General features: G+C 41.8%; 15 protein-coding genes. 14 read left to right on the top strand and 1 reads right to left on the bottom strand.

Annotated features, from left to right (window positions below):
- Window positions 1-60: 60 nt before the first annotated feature.
- The 5 genes from accD to ACJA3J_RS15755 all read left to right on the top strand — a co-directional run bounded on the left by accD (window position 61) and on the right by ACJA3J_RS15755 (window position 5,353).
- Window positions 61-921, top strand: coding sequence for an acetyl-CoA carboxylase, carboxyltransferase subunit beta (gene accD / locus ACJA3J_RS15775; protein WP_115893938.1), 861 nt, complete (start codon window positions 61-63; stop codon window positions 919-921).
- Window positions 918-1,880, top strand: coding sequence for an acetyl-CoA carboxylase carboxyltransferase subunit alpha (locus ACJA3J_RS15770; protein WP_115824202.1), 963 nt, complete (start codon window positions 918-920; stop codon window positions 1,878-1,880). Before accD ends, ACJA3J_RS15770 begins: the two co-directional genes overlap by 4 nt.
- A 219-nt stretch (window positions 1,881-2,099) precedes the next feature.
- Entirely contained in the window at window positions 2,100-3,059 is a 960-nt protein-coding gene (pfkA, locus tag ACJA3J_RS15765) for a 6-phosphofructokinase (protein ID WP_089650543.1), read from the top strand.
- A gap of 28 nt (window positions 3,060-3,087) precedes the next feature.
- Window positions 3,088-4,851 (top strand): pyruvate kinase, encoded by a 1,764-nt coding sequence (gene pyk / locus ACJA3J_RS15760; protein WP_089650544.1) that lies wholly within the window; start codon window positions 3,088-3,090, stop codon window positions 4,849-4,851.
- Between the two features lie 109 nt (window positions 4,852-4,960).
- Window positions 4,961-5,353, top strand: coding sequence for an FxsA family protein (locus tag ACJA3J_RS15755; protein ID WP_406944573.1), 393 nt, complete (start codon window positions 4,961-4,963; stop codon window positions 5,351-5,353).
- Window positions 5,354-6,034: 681 nt separating this feature from the next.
- On the opposite strand, the gene ytvI is transcribed toward ACJA3J_RS15755, so the two are convergent.
- Entirely contained in the window at window positions 6,035-7,156 is a 1,122-nt protein-coding gene (ytvI, locus tag ACJA3J_RS15750) for a sporulation integral membrane protein YtvI (protein WP_406944572.1), read from the bottom strand.
- A 257-nt stretch (window positions 7,157-7,413) separates the two neighbouring features.
- On the opposite strand from ytvI, the gene citZ reads away from it, so the two are divergent.
- The 9 genes from citZ (at window position 7,414) to polA (ending at window position 19,144) form a co-directional block, all read left to right on the top strand.
- Window positions 7,414-8,532 carry a citrate synthase gene (gene citZ / locus ACJA3J_RS15745; RefSeq protein WP_115824208.1) on the top strand — a complete coding sequence of 373 codons (1,119 nt, stop codon included), beginning with the start codon at window positions 7,414-7,416 and terminating at the stop codon, window positions 8,530-8,532.
- Window positions 8,533-8,642: 110 nt separating this feature from the next.
- Window positions 8,643-9,917: an NADP-dependent isocitrate dehydrogenase gene (icd, locus tag ACJA3J_RS15740; protein ID WP_406944571.1), complete on the top strand. Its 1,275-nt coding sequence runs from the start codon at window positions 8,643-8,645 to the stop codon at window positions 9,915-9,917.
- Window positions 9,918-9,940: 23 nt separating this feature from the next.
- On the top strand, window positions 9,941-10,879 hold the full coding sequence (mdh, locus tag ACJA3J_RS15735; RefSeq protein WP_089650784.1) for a malate dehydrogenase: 939 nt from the start codon (window positions 9,941-9,943) through the stop codon (window positions 10,877-10,879).
- 75 nt (window positions 10,880-10,954) lie between these two features.
- Window positions 10,955-11,431, top strand: a complete 477-nt coding sequence (locus ACJA3J_RS15730; RefSeq protein WP_089650549.1) for a MaoC/PaaZ C-terminal domain-containing protein — start codon at window positions 10,955-10,957, stop codon at window positions 11,429-11,431.
- A 255-nt stretch (window positions 11,432-11,686) separates the two neighbouring features.
- Complete coding sequence (locus ACJA3J_RS15725) at window positions 11,687-12,382, top strand: response regulator transcription factor (protein ID WP_089650550.1); 696 nt, start codon at window positions 11,687-11,689, stop codon at window positions 12,380-12,382.
- Complete coding sequence (pnpS, locus tag ACJA3J_RS15720) at window positions 12,383-14,137, top strand: two-component system histidine kinase PnpS (protein ID WP_406944570.1); 1,755 nt, start codon at window positions 12,383-12,385, stop codon at window positions 14,135-14,137.
- 307 nt (window positions 14,138-14,444) lie between these two features.
- A complete protein-coding gene (gene hflK, locus ACJA3J_RS15715; protein ID WP_406944569.1) occupies window positions 14,445-15,404 on the top strand; it encodes an FtsH protease activity modulator HflK in 960 nt (319 codons plus the stop codon).
- Window positions 15,401-16,327, top strand: coding sequence for a protease modulator HflC (gene hflC / locus ACJA3J_RS15710; protein WP_406944568.1), 927 nt, complete (start codon window positions 15,401-15,403; stop codon window positions 16,325-16,327). The genes hflK and hflC overlap by 4 nt, the downstream gene beginning before the upstream one ends.
- 177 nt (window positions 16,328-16,504) lie before the next feature.
- On the top strand, window positions 16,505-19,144 hold the full coding sequence (gene polA / locus ACJA3J_RS15705; RefSeq protein ID WP_406944567.1) for a DNA polymerase I: 2,640 nt from the start codon (window positions 16,505-16,507) through the stop codon (window positions 19,142-19,144).
- The last annotated feature ends 13 nt before the right edge of the window (window positions 19,145-19,157 follow it).

Raw genomic sequence — 19,157 nt, 5'->3', positions numbered from 1 at the left:
CAAAATGAAATTTATGTATATTGATAAGAAAGGAAGCTTTGTCCCAAAGGAGGAATCACCTTGCTAAGAGACTTTTTCAGCAAGAAAAAAAGATACGCATCCATTCCCAGCCAGGAAGCAAAGCAGGATGTACCTGAAGGTTTGATGCAGAAATGCCCAAACTGCCAAAAGATCTTTTATAGAAAAGAATTGAATCGAAATATGAATGTTTGCCCTCATTGTGATCATCATCATCGTCTCAGTGCCTACGAACGCATCCAACATTTATTTGATGAGGAATCCTTTGTAGAGTGGGACAAGCACATGATTTCAAATAACCCGTTGCATTTCCCAGAATATGAAGAAAAACTGGAAAAGGACCGTCAAAAGTCTGACTTGAATGAAGCGGTTGTCACCGGAAAGGCGAAAATGAATGACATGGAAACAGCTGTGGCTGTTATGGATGCCCGTTTCCGAATGGGGAGCATGGGGTCAGTGGTAGGTGAAAAAATCACGAATGCCATCGAGAATGCCAGAAAAGAGAAGCTTCCGTTCATCATTTTCACAGCTTCCGGTGGTGCGAGAATGCAGGAGGGTGTTCTTAGCCTGATGCAAATGGGGAAAACCTCTGTCGCTCTCCAGCGCCTTCATTCAGATGGTGGTCTTTTCATTTCAGTCATGACCCATCCGACAACAGGGGGCGTTTCAGCGAGCTTTGCCTCCCTTGGAGATTATAATTTTGCAGAGCCTGGTGCTTTGATTGGATTTGCTGGTCGGAGAATTATTGAACAAACGATTCGTGAAAAGCTTCCAGAGGATTTCCAGACCGCTGAATTTCTTCTGGAGCACGGTCAACTGGACAAAGTCGTTCACCGGCATGACATGAAAAAGACGCTAACGACAGTTCTTGATCTTCATAATGTGGGAGGTGACCAATCGTGAAGCACGTACTCGAATTCGAGAAACCTGTCATTGAGTTAAGAGAAAAGATCTCTGATTTAAAACGATTGACTGAGAATAGTGAAATGGATCTAAGTGATGAAATCGTTACTTTAGAGAATCGTTTGGAAAGACTTGAAACAGATGTCTATGACCGAATGGCTCCATGGGATCGTGTGCAAATGGCACGCCACCCTGAAAGACCGACGACACTTGATTATATCGAATATCTTTTTACAGATTTTCTGGAGCTGCACGGAGATCGTAATTTTGGGGACGATGCCGCGATCGTCTCTGGGATTGCTAAGTTCAAAGGTCAACCCGTAACCGTGATCGGTCATCAGAGAGGAAAAGATACGAAAGAAAATATTCGTCGTAATTTCGGTATGCCGCATCCTGAAGGGTACAGAAAAGCTCTCCGCTTAATGAAGCAGGCAGATAAATTCAAAAGACCGATCATTACATTTATCGATACAAAGGGAGCCTATCCTGGAAAAGCTGCAGAGGAAAGAGGTCAAAGTGAAGCGATTGCCAGAAACTTGATGGAAATGGCAGGCCTCACAGTTCCTGTTATTTGTATAGTGATCGGGGAAGGCGGTAGTGGTGGTGCACTCGGTCTCGGCATTGGAGATCGTATTTTCATGCTTGAGAATTCCACTTATTCCGTGATTTCTCCTGAAGGTGCCTCCTCTATTTTATGGAAGGATGCGGGCCTTGCTCAAGAAGCAGCAGAATCCATGAAAATCACTTCCTATGACTTGAAAAAATTGAATGTGATTGATGGTGTGATTCCAGAGGTAAGAGGGGGAGCGCACAGGGATATCGAGGCCCAGGCTCAAGAAATTGAGAAAATCATTTCCGAATCTCTGGAAACGTTGAGCGCTCTTGAGGTTGAGGAACTATTAGAAAAACGGTTCTTAAAGTACAAAAATATTGGCGATTACACGTATCTTGATTTATAATAGGATGGTTGAAATTAATAAGTCCGTAAAGAAAGGTCGCACTTGGGTGCGGCTTTTCGCATCTTAACAGGATGGTAACGCTATCATTGATGAATGGAATGTTGAAGTTTTATTAATTGTATAGACTAGAGGATAGGCTATCCTTATAAAAATAGACGGAGGTTTCGATTCATCTTTGGTTGGGGACAACATAAATAGAAAACTTTTGAGGTGATGAGAATGAAGAAAATCGGAGTACTTACTAGTGGGGGCGACGCTCCAGGAATGAATGCAGCAATTCGTTCAGTCGTTCGTAAAGCAATCTATCATGGTTTAGAAGTCTATGGGATCAAGTACGGTTACCAAGGATTAATTGATGGTGACATCGAGAAGATGGAGCTTGGTTCTGTTGGGGACATTATTCAGCGAGGAGGTACAAAGCTTTATTCTGCTCGTTGTGAAGAATTCAAAACAGAAGAAGGTCAGCTTAAAGGGATCGAACAAATGAAAAAACATGGCATCGAGGGCTTGATAGCCATCGGCGGTGATGGTACCTTTATGGGGGCAAAAAAAATCACGGAAAAAGGATATCCATGTATTGGTGTACCGGGAACGATTGATAATGATATTCCTGGAACTGATTTCACCATCGGTTTTGACACAGCCCTGAATACTATCATTGATGCTATTGATAAAATCCGTGATACGGCTACATCCCATGAACGTACGTTCATTATCGAAGTTATGGGGCGTGACGCCGGGGATCTTGCACTTTGGGCAGGACTTGCGGACGGAGCTGAAAGTATCATCATTCCAGAAGCTGATGATGATTTTGAAGATATCATCGATCGTTTGAAGCGCGGCCATGATCGTGGCAAGAAGCACAGCATTATCATTGTAGCTGAAGGTGTCGGAAGTGCTGTGGACCTTGGTAACAAAATTGACGAGGCTGCTGGTTTAGAGTCACGTGTAACCGTTCTTGGTCATACGCAGCGCGGTGGTTCTCCAAGTGCTGCTGACCGTGTACTGGCAAGTCGTCTAGGCGCTTATGCAGTGGACTTATTGTTGAACGGTCATGCTGGTCGTATGGTAGGTATACAGCAGAATAAATTGGTGGACCATGATATTGTAGAAATTTTGAACACCAAGCACAAGATCGACTTTGATATGTATCGTCTTTCCAAAGAACTATCTATATAATGCAAGAGGCACTTGAGGAGGAAATAAAATGTTTAGAAAAACAAAAATCGTTAGTACAATCGGACCTGCTTCTGAGTCTGTAGAAAAATTGACCCAGCTGATTGAAGCAGGGATGAATGTCGCTCGTTTGAATTTCTCACATGGAGATTTTGAAGAGCACGGAGCTAGAATTAAAAATATCCGTGAAGCTTCTAAAGCGACAGGAAAGACTGTAGCTATTCTACTTGATACAAAAGGTCCGGAAATTCGTACAGGAACACTGAAAGATGGCGAAGCTTATTTGGAAAAAGGCTCGACGACTTATGTTTCTATGGATGAAATTGAAGGAAATGCCGAACGTTTCTCTGTCACTTATCCTGGATTGATCAATGATGTTCACCCAGGTTCTAAGATCTTGTTGGATGATGGCCTCGTTGAACTTCAAGTAGAAGAAATCGACAAAGAGAAAAATGAGATTAAGACGACTGTATTGAACAATGGCCCATTGAAAAATAAAAAAGGTGTCAACGTTCCAAATGTAAGTGTCAACTTGCCGGGAATTACGGAAAAAGATGCGAAGGATATCGAGTTCGGAATTGAGCAAGGGGTTGACTTCATCGCTGCATCTTTCGTACGTCGTGCATCAGATGTCCTGGAAATCAAAGAACTTCTCGAAAAGCATAATGCCAGTCACATTCAAATCATTCCAAAAATCGAAAACCAAGAAGGTGTCGATAATATTGATGATATCCTTGAAGTCAGTGATGGCTTGATGGTTGCCCGTGGTGACCTTGGTGTCGAAATTCCAGCTGAAGATGTACCACTTGTACAAAAGCGTTTGATTCGTAAGTGTAATGAAGCAGGTAAGCCTGTTATTACAGCTACTCAAATGCTTGACTCTATGCAACGTAACCCACGCCCAACACGTGCAGAAGCGTCTGACGTTGCGAACGCCATCTTTGATGGTACGGATGCTATTATGCTTTCCGGTGAAACAGCAGCAGGAGATTACCCTGTAGAAGCTGTTCAAACCATGCATAACATTGCAAGTAAAACAGAAACAGGCTTAAATCATATGGCCCTATTGCAAGAACGTTCTAAGCATAGCGATATGACAATCACGGATGCGATTAGTCAATCGGTTACTCATACGGCGATTAACTTGAACGCAGCAGCTATCGTTACACCTACAGAAAGTGGACATACGGCTCGCATGATTTCTAAGTATCGTCCAAAAGCCCCGATTGTAGCGATCACTTCTGATGAAGAAGTAAACCGTAAGCTATCTCTCGTTTGGGGAGTTTATGCCGTGATGGGTCCACGTGCTTACTCTACGGATGATATGCTGGACGTGGCTGTTGAGCGCAGTCTTGCCTCCGGTCTTGCCATTCGCGGTGATCGCGTAGTCATCACTGGTGGTGTACCTGTTGGTGAAAGTGGTACAACCAACTTGATGAAAGTCCACGTCATTGGAGATGTCCTCGTTAAAGGACAAGGCGTTGGCCAGAAGAGTGCATATGGACGTGCTATCGTTACTAAAAATGCACAAGAAGCCATTGACCGCGTCGAGGATGGAGACATCCTTGTCACACAAGGAACGGATCGTGACATGATGCCAGCCATTGAAAAAGCTGCCGGGATCATTACAATGGAAGGTGGACTTACATCTCACGCAGCGGTTGTGGGACTAAGCCTCGGTATTCCAGTAATTGTTGGGGTTAATGATGCTCTAGAATTGATCAAGGATGGCTCTGATATTACCATTGATAGTTCACGCGGTGATATTTACGAAGGTCACGCAAGTGTATTATAAGATTGAAACGAGATGAAACAGGCAGAGGAGTATTTACTTCTCTGTCTTTTCTTTTCAATGTATCCTCAAAAAAGGTATAATAGAGGAAATGGAAAGAAGGGAAGATTCTATGTTTCGTTGGTTATTGCTTTTTATTTTAGTGGTTCCCGCATTAGAAATTGGTGTACTCATATGGACAGGAAACTTAATCGGGTCAATATGGGTCATTCTTTTAATTATATTGACGGGCGTTTTAGGTGCATGGCTGGCGAAAAAGCAGGGATTAGAAACGATAAGAAATTTCCAACAATCCGTACATTATGGCCAAGTGCCTCAAGATACACTTTTGGATGGGGCTTGTATACTTGTCGGTGGAGCTGTATTGCTGACACCCGGCTTCATCACGGATGCAATTGGATTTTTACTGTTGTTCCCGGCAACCAGATTTCCTGTCAAACGAGTTATCCGAAATGCGATTCAAAAAGCCATGCAAAAAGGAACGATTACAATATACAGAAAATAAATGCAAACTCAGAGATTCATTTCTCTGAGTTTTTTGCTTTTGCTGATACTCATTCCCTCTTTTACAAAATATCTCTTTTATGGAAGAATCAGTTTCGAGACTTTTGTGAGAGTTTAGGGGCTGCGGGAAAAGGTTCGCTTTCCATGGGGCGGGCGGTGAGCCTCCTCAGGCTACGCCTTCCGGGGTCTCACCTGTCCCACACGTCCCATAGGAGTCTCACCGTTTCCCTCCGCCCCTTTGCCATATAAGTGTCTCGAAACCACTTTCAGAATAAGCTGCTTTTATGCACAGATTTAATGGAGGATACGAACTTGCAAGCACTCTATTCTGGGTGCGGAAAGCTTGTTATGTAACGCTTTATGCATATAACACAAGGATAGTGGAAGCCCCCCCACACAGTAATGGGGTTCGTTTCTCACCTATATCGAATGGGGTGGTTGGGAAGCTGCGAGACTCCCGTGGGAGAAGGAGACAGGCGAGATCCCGCAGGGCGGTAGCCCGAGGAAGCTCGGCGCTCCCCCACAGGAAAGCGAGTGGCTTCCCAACCACCCCTGACGCTCCACACTGCAAACGAACCTCGAAAAGTCTCGGAATCGAGTCTTCCACAATCCTGCCATATTCTTTAATAACTAGTGATGAACACCAACGTTTAAGATTCTTTTCTATAAATAGAAACTATGGCTAGGTTTTTCCAATGATATATGTCCAAATTTCTTTAGTTACTCCTGTTTTAACTAACGTCTGTATTGTCATGAGTGCGATGGGACTGATCAGCATTCCTAATCCTCCAAATAGTTGAAAACCAAGAAAAAGACTGACGAGAAGAATGATAGGAGGAACACCGAAATGATCGGCCAACAACTTTGGTTCCAGCGTTTGTCTTGTAAGCATGACCACCATATAGAGGATGGATAAACAGATGGTCATCATAAATTCTCCCGTGAGAAATTGATAAATGATCCATGGGATAAAGATGATGCCTGTTCCTACATAAGGGATGAAATCGACAAGAGCAGCAAGAAATGTTATGGTCAAAGGGTGTGGAGCACCAATGATTAGTAAACCTATAGCAATGAGTGAAGTTGATATCATAACGAGCATGCACTGAGCACGGATTAATCCTTTGATTGTTTGTATAAATTCACCCCGGAAGATGTAAACACGTTCTGACAGGGCTTCAGGAAAAGCTTTCATTAAAAACTTCACAATCATATTCCAGTCTTTACATATGAAAAAAGTAGCAAGCAGGGTGATGAAGATAAAGGCGAAAGAAGATGGGAGCTCTGCAAGAAAAAGGCCTGTAGCTTCAAGAGCACTGTTTAATAAAGTGAGGCTTGTCTCACTGAATTTTTCCTGAGCAACCTTAAAATATTCTTCCAATGTTTGTTGCTGATTTACACTTAATTTGTTGGTGAGTGCTTCCCCCTTTGTTAGTAGGGGGCTCAAGAAATCCACCGTCCCTTGAGTTAAGTAATTGGTTAGTAGAGAAAAGTGACCAGGAACGCCAGATGCTAAATATTGAATACCCCGAATAATTTCTGCCACTAATAAAGCCAGGAGGCCTCCTGCAAGCCCGCCGAAAATGAACAGGACAAGCAGAATAGCAGCACCCCTTGGGATTCGTAGGTGATTGTTTAACAAGTGAATAAAGGGTTGGAAGAAGAAAGATAACACGATAGCAAAAATAAATGGCTGCAAGTATATCCAGGAAAAATAAGTGAAAAATATAAAGCTGATAGCAATCATAACTACGAAAATAAAACGCAGAGCAACTTGTAATATTTGGTTATCTATATCATCCACCTCCCATTTATGGAAATGAGTTTGAGCTTTGATCAAACAAAGAACCAAAAGTTATCAACGAATGTATAATCCTCATAATTATGTAGGAATATTCGATAAAATCCTGCAAAATTAAACGGTTTCAATTCACATTCTCTTCAGAATACTTTATAATTGTCTGTGGGGTAGTTTTCCTATAAAGGTTAATAAGCAAATAGTAAAGCGTTTTCTTATTGAGAGTATTAAGGAAAAAGGAATTTTTGAAAGGGAGAGATTGTATGTCATCATCAACTAAAGGTCTTGAAGGAATTACAGCAACTGAATCATCCATAAGTTCAATCATCGACGATAAACTGACATATGTCGGATATGATATCGATGACCTGGCCGAAAACTCCAGTTTTGAAGAGGTTGTCTATCTTCTCTGGAATCAAAAGCTACCAAACAAAGAAGAGTTGGATGCTTTTAAGGAAGAACTTATTTCAAATATGGACATTCCGACTGAAGTTGTCGATCATCTGAAGTCTTATGATCTATCGACAGTACACCCTATGGCTGCTTTGCGTACAGCTGTTTCCATGCTGGGACTCTATGATCCTGAGTCTGATGTCATGGAAGAGGAAGCGAACAAACGGAAAGCGCTGCGTTTACAAGCAAAAATCCCTACGGTTGTAACTGCATTTGCTCGTATCCGTAAAGGAGAAGAGCCGGTTGCACCTAAAAAAGATTTAAGTTTTGCAGGAAACTTCCTTTATATGCTCAACGGAAAAGACCCGGAAGATTTAGAAGTAGAAGCGTTTAACAAAGCACTTGTCCTTCATGCCGACCACGAGCTGAATGCGTCTACATTTACAGCCCGTGTCTGTGTAGCTACTCTCTCTGATGTGTACTCCGGAGTGACAGCTGCCATCGGAGCTTTGAAAGGCCCATTGCACGGTGGTGCGAATGAACGCGTCATGAAGATGCTGACGGAAATCGGAAGCGTAGAGAACGCGATTCCAGCCATTGAGAAAAAACTAGAAAATAAAGAGAAAATTATGGGTATGGGTCACCGTGTCTATCGTTCAGGAGATCCACGTGCAAAACATTTGAAAGAGATGTCCCGTGAACTGACAGGACTCACAGGTCACTCCAAATACTATGAAATGTCTATTAAAATTGAGGACTATATCAAAGAGAACAAGGGTCTTCCTGCGAACGTGGACTTTTATTCAGCTTCTGTTTATCATAGTCTTGGAATCGATCACGATATTTTCACACCAATCTTTGCTGTTTCCCGAGTGTCCGGCTGGTTGGCACATATTCTCGAGCAGTACTCCAACAACCGTCTGATTCGTCCTCGTGCGGAATACGTAGGACCGAAAGGACAAAGTTATACACCAATTGAGGATCGATAAGAGCGCTGCCGTAATACCGGCAAGCCTCCCTTTTTATTCAACCTATTTTAACGTATGATAGAAAAGGATGATCCATCCATATTTCTTACAAAATATTAGGAGGGTTTATTGTGACACAAGCACAAAAAATTACAGTAGAACAAAACGGATCACTAAATGTACCAGAGCGTCCGGTTATTCCTTACATCGAAGGTGATGGAATCGGTCCTGATATTTGGGCAGCCGCAAGCCGCGTCATCGAAGCTGCCGTGGATAAAGCATACAATAGTGAGAAATCCATCGAGTGGAAAGAAGTACTTGCTGGTCAAAAAGCATATGATGAAACAGGTGAGTGGCTTCCAGAAGCGACTCTGGATACAATCAGAGATTACAAGATTGCAATTAAGGGTCCTTTGACAACTCCAATTGGTGGAGGAATCCGTTCGTTGAACGTAGCCCTTCGTCAAGAGCTAGACTTGTTTACATGCCTGCGTCCTGTACGCTACTTTGAAGGTGTACCTTCTCCAGTTAAGCGTCCAGAAGATACGGACATGGCGATCTTCCGTGAAAACACTGAAGATATTTATGCAGGTATCGAATGGCAAAAAGGAACACCAGAAGTGAAGAAAGTAATCGACTTCCTTCAGAACGAAATGGGTGTACATAACATTCGTTTCCCTGAAACTTCCGGGATCGGAATTAAGCCGGTATCCGAAGAAGGTACGAAGCGTTTGGTTCGTGCAGCAATTGATTATGCATTGAACGAAGGACGTAAAAACGTCACGCTCGTACACAAAGGGAACATTATGAAGTTCACAGAAGGCTCCTTCAAAGCTTGGGGTTATGAAGTTGCTGAAGAGGAGTATGGTGATAAAGTATTCACTTGGGCAGAATATGACCGCATTGTTGAAAAAGAAGGCAAAGAAGCTGCCAATAAAGCTCAGGATGCAGCAGAGGCTGAAGGTAAGATCATCGTAAAAGATGCCATTGCAGATATCTTCCTTCAACAGATTCTTACTCGTCCGAAAGAGTTCGATGTTGTTGCAACGATGAACCTGAACGGAGACTATATTTCTGATGCACTGGCTGCACAAGTGGGTGGAATTGGAATCGCTCCAGGCGCGAACATCAACTTTGAAACAGGACACGCGATCTTCGAAGCGACACACGGTACAGCTCCGAAGTATGCTGGTCTTGATAAAGTGAATCCATCTTCTGTCATCCTTTCTGGTGTGCTTATGCTTGAACACCTTGGTTGGAGAGAAGCGGCTGACTTAATCACGAAATCTATGGACAAAACCATCGGAAGTAAGGTTGTCACGTATGATTTCGCTCGTATGATGGAAGGCGCAACAGAAGTGAAATGCTCTGAGTTCGGTGATGAACTGATTAAGAATATGGACTAATCAATAAGGGAGAGTGGCTCATGATGGCTATTCGTAGAAACAAAGTATCAGTAATCGGTGCTGGTTTCACTGGTGCTACGACAGCGCTTATGCTCGCACAAAAAGAGCTGGGAGATGTTGTACTCGTTGATATTCCTGATATGGAAGATCCAACGAAAGGGAAAGCTCTGGACATGTTGGAAGCGAGTCCTGTACAGGGGTTTGATGCCAAGGTTACTGGAACTTCTGATTATAAGGATACGAAAGATTCAGACCTTGTCATCATCACTGCGGGTATTGCTCGTAAGCCTGGTATGAGTCGTGATGATCTAGTCAATACAAATTCAAAAATCATGAAGAGTGTGACAAAAGAAATTGTCAAAAACTCTCCGGATTGTTTTATCGTTGTATTGACAAACCCTGTTGATGCCATGACTTATTCTGTATTCCAGGAGGCTGGTTTACCTAAGAATCGTGTCATCGGACAGTCCGGCGTCCTGGATACAGCGCGCTTCCGCACGTTTGTTGCTGAAGAACTTAATGTATCCATCAAAGATGTCACAGGCTTCGTCCTTGGTGGTCACGGTGATGACATGGTGCCACTTACACGGTATTCTTTCGCTGGCGGTATTCCTTTGGAGAAATTAATTTCCAAAGAGCGTTTAGATGCAATTGTAGAGAGAACCCGTAAAGGTGGAGGAGAAATCGTCGGTCTTCTTGGTAATGGGAGTGCCTATTATGCACCTGCTGCTTCTTTAGTTCAAATGGCAGAAGCAATCCTGAAAGATCAGCGTCGTATTCTACCTTCCATTGCTTATTTAGAAGGTGAATATGGATATGATGGGATTTATCTTGGAGTTCCTACAATTCTTGGTGGAAATGGAATTGAAGAGGTCATTGAGCTTGAACTGACAGAAGAAGAAAAACAGCAGTTGGATAAATCGGCGGATTCTGTGAAAAATGTGTTGAATGTATTAAAATAAAGAAGAAGGGATTCGGGGAAAACCCTCGGATCCCTTTTTTAAACAGCAAAGAAAACGTTTACAAGAGGTGATGATATGTTAGGTAAAAAGAGAAAGCTCGGAAAGAAAATCAATGATTTAAAATCCGGCGAAAAATTCACGACTTCTTTTACAGTCGAAGACCGTGATTTACTTATGTATCTAGGCTTGACGAATGATGCAAATCCTTTGTATATCCAACATGATTATGCTTCACAAACTCCTTTTAAACGCCCGGTGGTACCGACAGTCATGGTGTTTGGTATGGTGTCTTCTATTGTTTCTATGCATTTGCCTGGTCCAGGTAGTCATATTATTCAGCAGAATCTAGAATACCCTAAACCTGTTTATCATTATGGAGACGTTCGTTTTCACGCTGAAGTAACAGCTATTCACAAAGAAGAACATCAAGTTGAACTTCAAGTGGTAGGATATGATGAAGAAGGTGACGAAGTGGTGAAAGGAACGCTTATCGTTCAACCCCCGTATGAACCTGATTCCATGAATGCGATCTCCTTGGAAAACTTTTATTAAACTAGAAAAAGTAAATTAGCTTTCACACAATTACCACAAGCCGCTTGGACTCCACAGAGACTAGCGGCTTTTTCCCCACTTTCTATATACCCCCTAAGGATAATCGTTTCATCGCATTCTATTCCTGAGTTTCTTATAAGCGGATGAAGAAGAGGTTATTGTCTATATTAAGATTAAGTAAAAATGGTAAAGATCCGTATTCAAATTGTAAACTTCATTGTATGATGAAAGTAACTTGTAGTAGAGGTGATGGCATTGGAACAAAGAATTTTAATCGTAGATGATGAAGAATCTATTGTAACTTTATTAAAATATAATATTGATCAAGCTGGATATGTGACGGATGTGGCCTATAATGGTACGGATGCTCTTGAAAAAGCATCGAAAGACAATTTTGATTTAATCGTTCTTGATGTCATGCTTCCAGGAATGGATGGTATGGAAGTATGTAAGAAATTAAGGCAAATGCAAGTGAATACCCCTGTCCTCATGTTGACAGCTAAGGACGATGAATTTGATAAGGTTCTTGGTCTTGAACTTGGTGCTGATGACTACCTGACTAAGCCATTCAGTCCTAGAGAGGTCGTAGCTCGAATCAAAGCGATCTTAAGAAGAATGGTTCGCGAAAATGTTGTAAACGATCAAAAGATCATCCAAATTGCTGATCTATCTATTTATCCTGAACAATATGAGGCTACAATTAAGGATGAGCCTTTAACGTTTACACCAAAAGAATTTGAGCTGCTTCTATACCTTGCTCAAAACTTAGGACGTGTCCTTTCGAGAGACCAACTTTTAAGTGCCGTATGGAATTATGATTTTGCCGGTGACACTCGTATTGTCGATGTCCATGTGAGCCATTTACGTGAGAAAATTGAACCCGAGACGAAAAAGCCAGTGTATATAAAAACGATACGCGGGCTCGGTTATAAAATGGAGGAGCCTAAGTAAATGGCCTCCAATACTAGGCCACTGATGACCTATACGGTGTTAGTGGTCATTGTCATGCTCGGGCTCGGAATCATTCTTGCTCAACTGACCCGCGGCTATTTTATCAACATATTTGAACAGCGTGTAGAGTTAGAAAGTCAATATTTCATCACGTACTTGGATCGATTCACAGAAGATCGGGAAGTAAGTCAGGAAGAGTTATATAACTTTAGTGAACAGTTGAATACTGGCATGATTTTTATATCAGATTCCGGAGAAAGAATAATTGATACGGTTGATGCTGTACCTGTCATAAGTAAAGGCGAAAAGCAGGAAGTAATCACAAGGGTTGAGGGTGGAACTTCCCCGATGAATGAAGGGCAAATGCTAGATGAAATCTTCTATTACCCTGTGAATAATAGTGTAGATGATATAAATGGCACACTTATCCTTCTCTCACCTGTTGAAGCCTTGACCAATATCACAAAAAATATTTGGTTATTAATCGGTTTTACGTTACTTCTTGGACTTTTAGTCATTTTTGTGATCGGGTTTAACGTGTTCTCTAAATATATCCGTCCTATTCGATCAGCCGCTAATGTCGCTACAGAACTTGCGAAAGGAAATTATAAAGCAAGAACTTATGAAGGGCATTTTGGTGAAGCAGGGCAATTAAGCCAGTCGATTAATATTCTGGCTAGGAATCTGCAGGAGATGACGAGTACAAAAGGCATGCAGGAGAATCAATTAGAAGCGGTCATAAATAATATGGGGAATGGCTTAGTACTGATTGATGAAAAAGGGTATATTCTTCTTTTGAATCGTGCGTTCTTAGAAACGTTTAAAGGAGAGCAAAACGATTTTATCGGTCATTTATATCACGATGCGATCCCTTATACTACCATTCACGAAACCGTACAGAAGATTTATATGTTTGAAGAAACGGTGAGCGAAACGTTTGTGCTGCCTGTTAATATTGACCGGAAACACTTGGAAGTGACCGGTGCTCCCATTTTCAGTGAAGACCGGAAATGGAGAGGTGTCGTTTTGGTTTTCCATGATATATCAGAACTGAAGCAATTGGAGCAAATGAGAAAAGACTTTGTAGCTAACGTATCCCATGAATTGAAAACTCCTATTACTTCCATTCGCGGCTTTTCAGAAACATTGCTTGACGGGGCTATGAAAGATGAAAAGATGCTCGAACAGTTTTTACAAATTATCTTGAAAGAAAGTGGCCGGTTGCAATCCTTGATTCAAGATCTTTTGGAATTGTCCAAACTTGAAAGGGATGACTTCCTTTTAAATGTTGAACAGGTCGAAGTCCAACGGTTATTGAATGACTTACTGCCAATCGTGGTACAACATGCCGAACAAAAACAAGTGAAGCTCCATGCTTCTATAAAAGGTAATACATTGATCCAGGGGGATTCCAGCCGCTTGAAGCAAGTGTTTATGAACTTGCTTACAAATGCCATTAATTACTCCGGTGATGAAGGGGAAGTTACATTAGAATTTCAGGAATCGGAAAATTATGTAACGATTAAAATTACCGATAATGGCGTAGGGATACCCGAGGAAGAAATATCACGGATCTTTGAAAGGTTCTATCGTGTGGATAAAGCGAGAAGTAGGAATTCAGGAGGCACAGGTCTCGGTCTTGCTATTGTAAAACATATTGTAGAAGCTCATGAAGGGACCATTCGCGTGGAAAGTGAAGTGGATGTCGGCACGGCGTTTTATGTTGAGATTCCAAAGAAGTTTACGGAAAATTAATATTTTATTAAATTAAGGTTAACATTACTTCGATAGAATACCTTTGAAACCCTTTCATCCAAGGTGTTTTCTCTTTTTGGCAGAAGCTTCCCTCGCTTCTGCCTTTTTTTATTTTGATTTAGTTATAATCTTGTAAAAATACACCTCCATTCCCCTTCCCAACTACCATATCACCATGCAAAAGTCTCGGAACTGAGCCTCCGCAATCGAGAGTTTCAATCGAGAACAGAAACGGATTTACTTTTTGAAACCTTTTTGTTACACAATCGTAATTATAGTATCCATAAAAGATAAAGGGGAAGTCGATATGAGTCTTAAACAATTTTACAAATGGACAGGCCTTGTCGCAGTGGGTGTGTTGTTGATCATTGCCCTTCTTACGACATGGTATACCGTGGATGAATCGGAACAGGCCGTGGTGCTTACGTTCGGGAAAGCTGAAGACGGCATAACAGAACCAGGGTTGCATTTCAAAATGCCATGGCCGATTCAAGAAGTAGAGAAAATGTCGAAAGAAACGTTCAGCTTGGATTTCGGTTTCGATGACAGCGGAGAAGAAACGGATAAAGTAACGATGATTACAGGGGACGATATGATTTTACAGGCAGATCTCGTCGTCCAATGGAAGATTACGGATCCAGCTGCTTACTTGTTTGCCTCGGAGAAGCCTGAACAGGTTTTATTTAATGCTACATCTTCTTCACTTAGAGGTGTCATTGGAAGTAGTGAAATTGATGAAGCTCTAACATCTGGTAAAGCTGAAATTGAAAATGAAGTCAGAGAAGGGTTAGTCAGTTTAATTGATAGCTATGAAATTGGTGTATCCATTATAGATGTTCGTCTGCAGGAGGTCGATCTTCCCAATAAGGAAGTACGCTCTGCGTTTACAAAGGTGACAGATGCTAGGGAACAGAAACAAAGTAAAGTGAACGAAGCGGAAAAGTATGCTAACCAGAAACGGGAAGAAGCGCTTGGGGAAAAGGATGCGATTATTCAACGGGCGGAAGGTTCAAAAGTAGAGAGAATTCAACAGGCGACCGGTGGTGTTTCCAGTTTCAATGCCTTACTTGAGGAATATCAGGGCAATGAAACAATAACGCGTGAGCGTCTTGTGATGGAGACGCTGGAAGAAGTGCTGCCAGAAGCCAATGTGTACATCATGAATGATGATGGAAACACGATGAAGTATCTGCCATTGAATCAAGGGACGGTTCAAAATGTGGTACCTCCTAGTTCGACGGAGGATGAGGAGAGTGAAGAATCATGAGTGAAGAAATTTTCAATGAAAATGAAAAACAAAAAAAGGACCTCAAAAAGTACGTGAAAGCCGGGGTCACATTACTTGTTATTATAGGAATCCTTCTTATAGGTATAAATTCAATCGTGATTGCTAAAGAGGGGGAGTATAAGGTAGTCCGTCAATTTGGGGATGTTGTTAAAATTCACGAAGAACCGGGTCTTAAGTTCAAGATCCCATTAGTACAAGAAGTTTCCACCCTATCTAAAAAGAAAATGGTCTACGATGTAGATGAAAAAGAGATCACCACATTGGATAAAAAACGGATGATTATCGATAATTATGCGATATGGAGCATCACTGACCCAGAAAATATGATTGCTAACGCCCGTACCGAAATGAATGCTGAAGCGAGAATGGGAGAGTTTATATTCTCGATTGTCCGATCTGAATTAGGAAAGATGAATTTCTCTGAGATTATTAATGAAGAAGAGAGTTCCAGAGGAGTATTGAATGAAGAAATTACGGCCAAAGTGAACGAATACTTACAAAGAGATAATTACGGTATTGTTGTAGATGACGTGCGAATTAAGCGTTCTGACCTGCCGGAAGCGAATGAAGAAGCAGTTTTTAATCAAATGATTACAGACCGTGAGAAAATTGCTCAACAGTATTTGTCAGAAGGGGAAGCGGATAAGAGTAGAATTCGTGCAGGAGTGGATCGAGAAGTTCAAGAAATGCTGTCCACAGCTCGAGCAAATGCTGAAAAAATCCGGGCAGAGGGCGAACAGGAAGCCGCCCAGATATACAACAATGCCTTTTCTCAAGATCCAGAGTTCTACCAACTCTATCGTACATTAGAATCCTATAAAAAGACGATCGATGGTGAGACGACGATTATTCTCCCTCAGGATTCTCCTTATGCCGAATTGCTTTTAGGTTATTTTGAATAACAGATTAGGCACGCCTTTTTCCTCTCTACTGTAAACATGGTAGAATGAAGAAAAAGGCGTTTTTTATCGAGCAATGGAACCTCAAGCATACATTGATTCATTAAACGAACGAAGACTAAGGAAAAGAAATAGACGAAGATCCTCCTATGAGTATCTTCTATAACGAGGAGTGGGCCAATGGCTGAAAAAGTTGTATTAATTGATGGGAATAGTATTGCGTACCGGGCATTCTTTGCACTGCCCCTGTTAAATAATGATAAAGGGGTGTACACGAACGCCGTGTATGGTTTTACAACCATGTTGTTGAAAATTCTTGAAGAGGATCAACCGGATCATTTGCTCGTTGCATTTGATGCTGGTAAAACGACGTTCCGTCATAAAACATACGAGGATTATAAGGGTGGTCGCCAGAAAACTCCTTCTGAACTATCTGAACAGTTCCCTGTGCTCAAGGAGCTTCTGGACGCGTTTGAAATCAATTATTATCAGCTTGAAAATTACGAAGCAGATGATATCATCGGCACCCTTGCTACTCAGGCGGGGGAAAAAGGTTTAGAAGTGAAGGTGATTTCAGGGGACAAGGACCTCCTTCAACTAGTGAATGAGCAAATCACTGTGAGCCTGACGAAAAAAGGGATTACCAATGTTGATACATACACCCCATCTTTCCTAATGGAAAAGATGGAAGTCCGAGCGGATCAAATCATTGACTTGAAAGCACTCATGGGAGATAGTTCTGATAATATTCCAGGTGTACCTGGGGTTGGGGAGAAAACGGCGGTAAAACTGTTGAAGCAATTTGACACGCTTGAAAACCTTTATGAGAATTTAAATGATGTGAGTGGTAAGAAGTTGAAAGAAAAACTGGAGACGAATAAGGAAGAGGCATTGATGAGTCAGCAGCTTGTGACCATCGAGCGTGCAGCTCCAATTGAAATCAGCCTATCTGATATCGGTTACTCCGGTTATCAATCCCAAAAAGTGAGTGAGTTTTTTAAAGACCTTGGATTCCAATCTTTGCTTTCCCGTGTGCAAGAAGGCGGTACGGAATCTGAGGAAGCTCAGGAACTTCCAGAGATTGATGTAGAAGTGGTCCAGGAAATAACGGCAGATCTTTTTACAGGGAAAGAATCGGTAGTGGTCGAGATGCTTTACGATAATTACCATACGGCACCAGTGGAAGGCATTGCTATTGTAAATGACCAAAGAAAGTTCGTCCTTTCCATGGAAGATGCCAAAAAATCAGATGCCTTTCAAACATGGGCGGAAAGTGCAGATAATGAAAAATGGGTGTTCGATGCGAAACGGACGTGTGTCGCTCTTTTACGTCATGGTATTGAAATGAAAGGAATCACGTTCGATCTATTGCTCGCTTCTTATTTGATTAACCCTGCTGAGAATAACCATGATATTCCTGCGATTGGCCACCGTTTAGGTGAAACAGCCGTCAAATATGATGAAGAAGTGTATGGTAAAGGCGCAAAAATGAAGCGGCCAGATGATGATCATGAGTTCCATGAGCACGTTGGAAGAAAAGCATCTCTTCTTTATAACATGAAAGAGGACATGGAAAAGAAATTGAAAGATAATGAACAGTATCAATTGTTCAGAGAACTTGAAATGCCGTTAGCGCTTATTCTTGGACGGATGGAGCATCGCGGAGTTTGTGTGGATGTCCAGAGGTTAGAGAATATGGGACAAGAACTAGAAGAACGTTTGAATAAGGTCGAACAGGAGATTTACGAACTCGCTGGTGAAAACTTCAACTTAAATTCACCTAAACAACTAGGTCCGATTCTATTTGAAAAGCTGGAACTTCCTGTTATTAAAAAGACAAAGACCGGCTATTCCACGTCTGCGGACGTCTTAGAGCAATTGGAGGATCAACATGAGATCATTCCTAAAATTCTTCTTAACCGTCAGCTTCGAAAACTGAAGTCGACTTATATTGAAGGTCTTCTTAAGGTGGTTCATGAGGATACCGGAAAAATTCATACACGCTTTAACCAAGCTCTGACACAAACCGGTCGATTAAGTTCTACGGACCCTAACTTGCAAAATATTCCGATTCGCCTTGAAGAAGGGCGTAAAATAAGACAGGCCTTTATCCCTTCCCAAAAAGAATGGGTCATGTTTGCCAGTGATTATTCACAAATTGAACTTCGTGTACTCGCGCATATTGCTCAGGATGAAAAGCTTATGCAGGCATTTAAAGAAGGCGAAGATATCCATACCCAGACAGCAAGTGAAGTTTTCGGTGTATCGAGAAGCGATGTGACAAGTGAAATGAGAAGACAGGCGAAGGCAGTTAATTTCGGAATCGTTTACGGAATCAGTGACTATGGCCTGTCCCAAAGCCTTGGTATTACGAGAAAAGAAGCACAAGCTTTTATTAATAAATATTTTGAAAGCTATCCTGGAGTCAAGTCATATATGGATGAAACGATAAGGGAAGCGAAAGAAACAGGGTATGTTTCAACATTTATGAACCGTAGACGATACCTTCCTGATATTAAGAGTCGGAATTTTAATAAACGCAGCTTTGCCGAGCGGACGGCGATGAATACACCGATTCAGGGAAGCGCAGCCGATATTATTAAAAAAGCGATGATCGACCTCGAAGAAAGACTTCAAGAAGAGAAAATGCAAGCCAAAGTCCTGCTGCAAGTGCATGACGAATTGATCATCGAAGCACCAAAAGAAGAAGTGAAGCAATTAGAAGAAGTTGTATCATCTGTCATGGAAAATACCGTAGATTTAGATGTCCCTCTAAAGGTCGATTCTTCGTACGGTGACACATGGTATGATGCAAAGTAAGAGGAGAATGAAA

The sequence above is a fragment of the Halobacillus sp. SY10 genome (assembly GCF_045401165.1).
Classification (GTDB): domain Bacteria; phylum Bacillota; class Bacilli; order Bacillales; family Halobacillaceae; genus Halobacillus; species Halobacillus aidingensis.
Note: the sequence above shows the minus strand (reverse complement) of the source record. Positions and strands in the feature narration are given on the sequence as shown.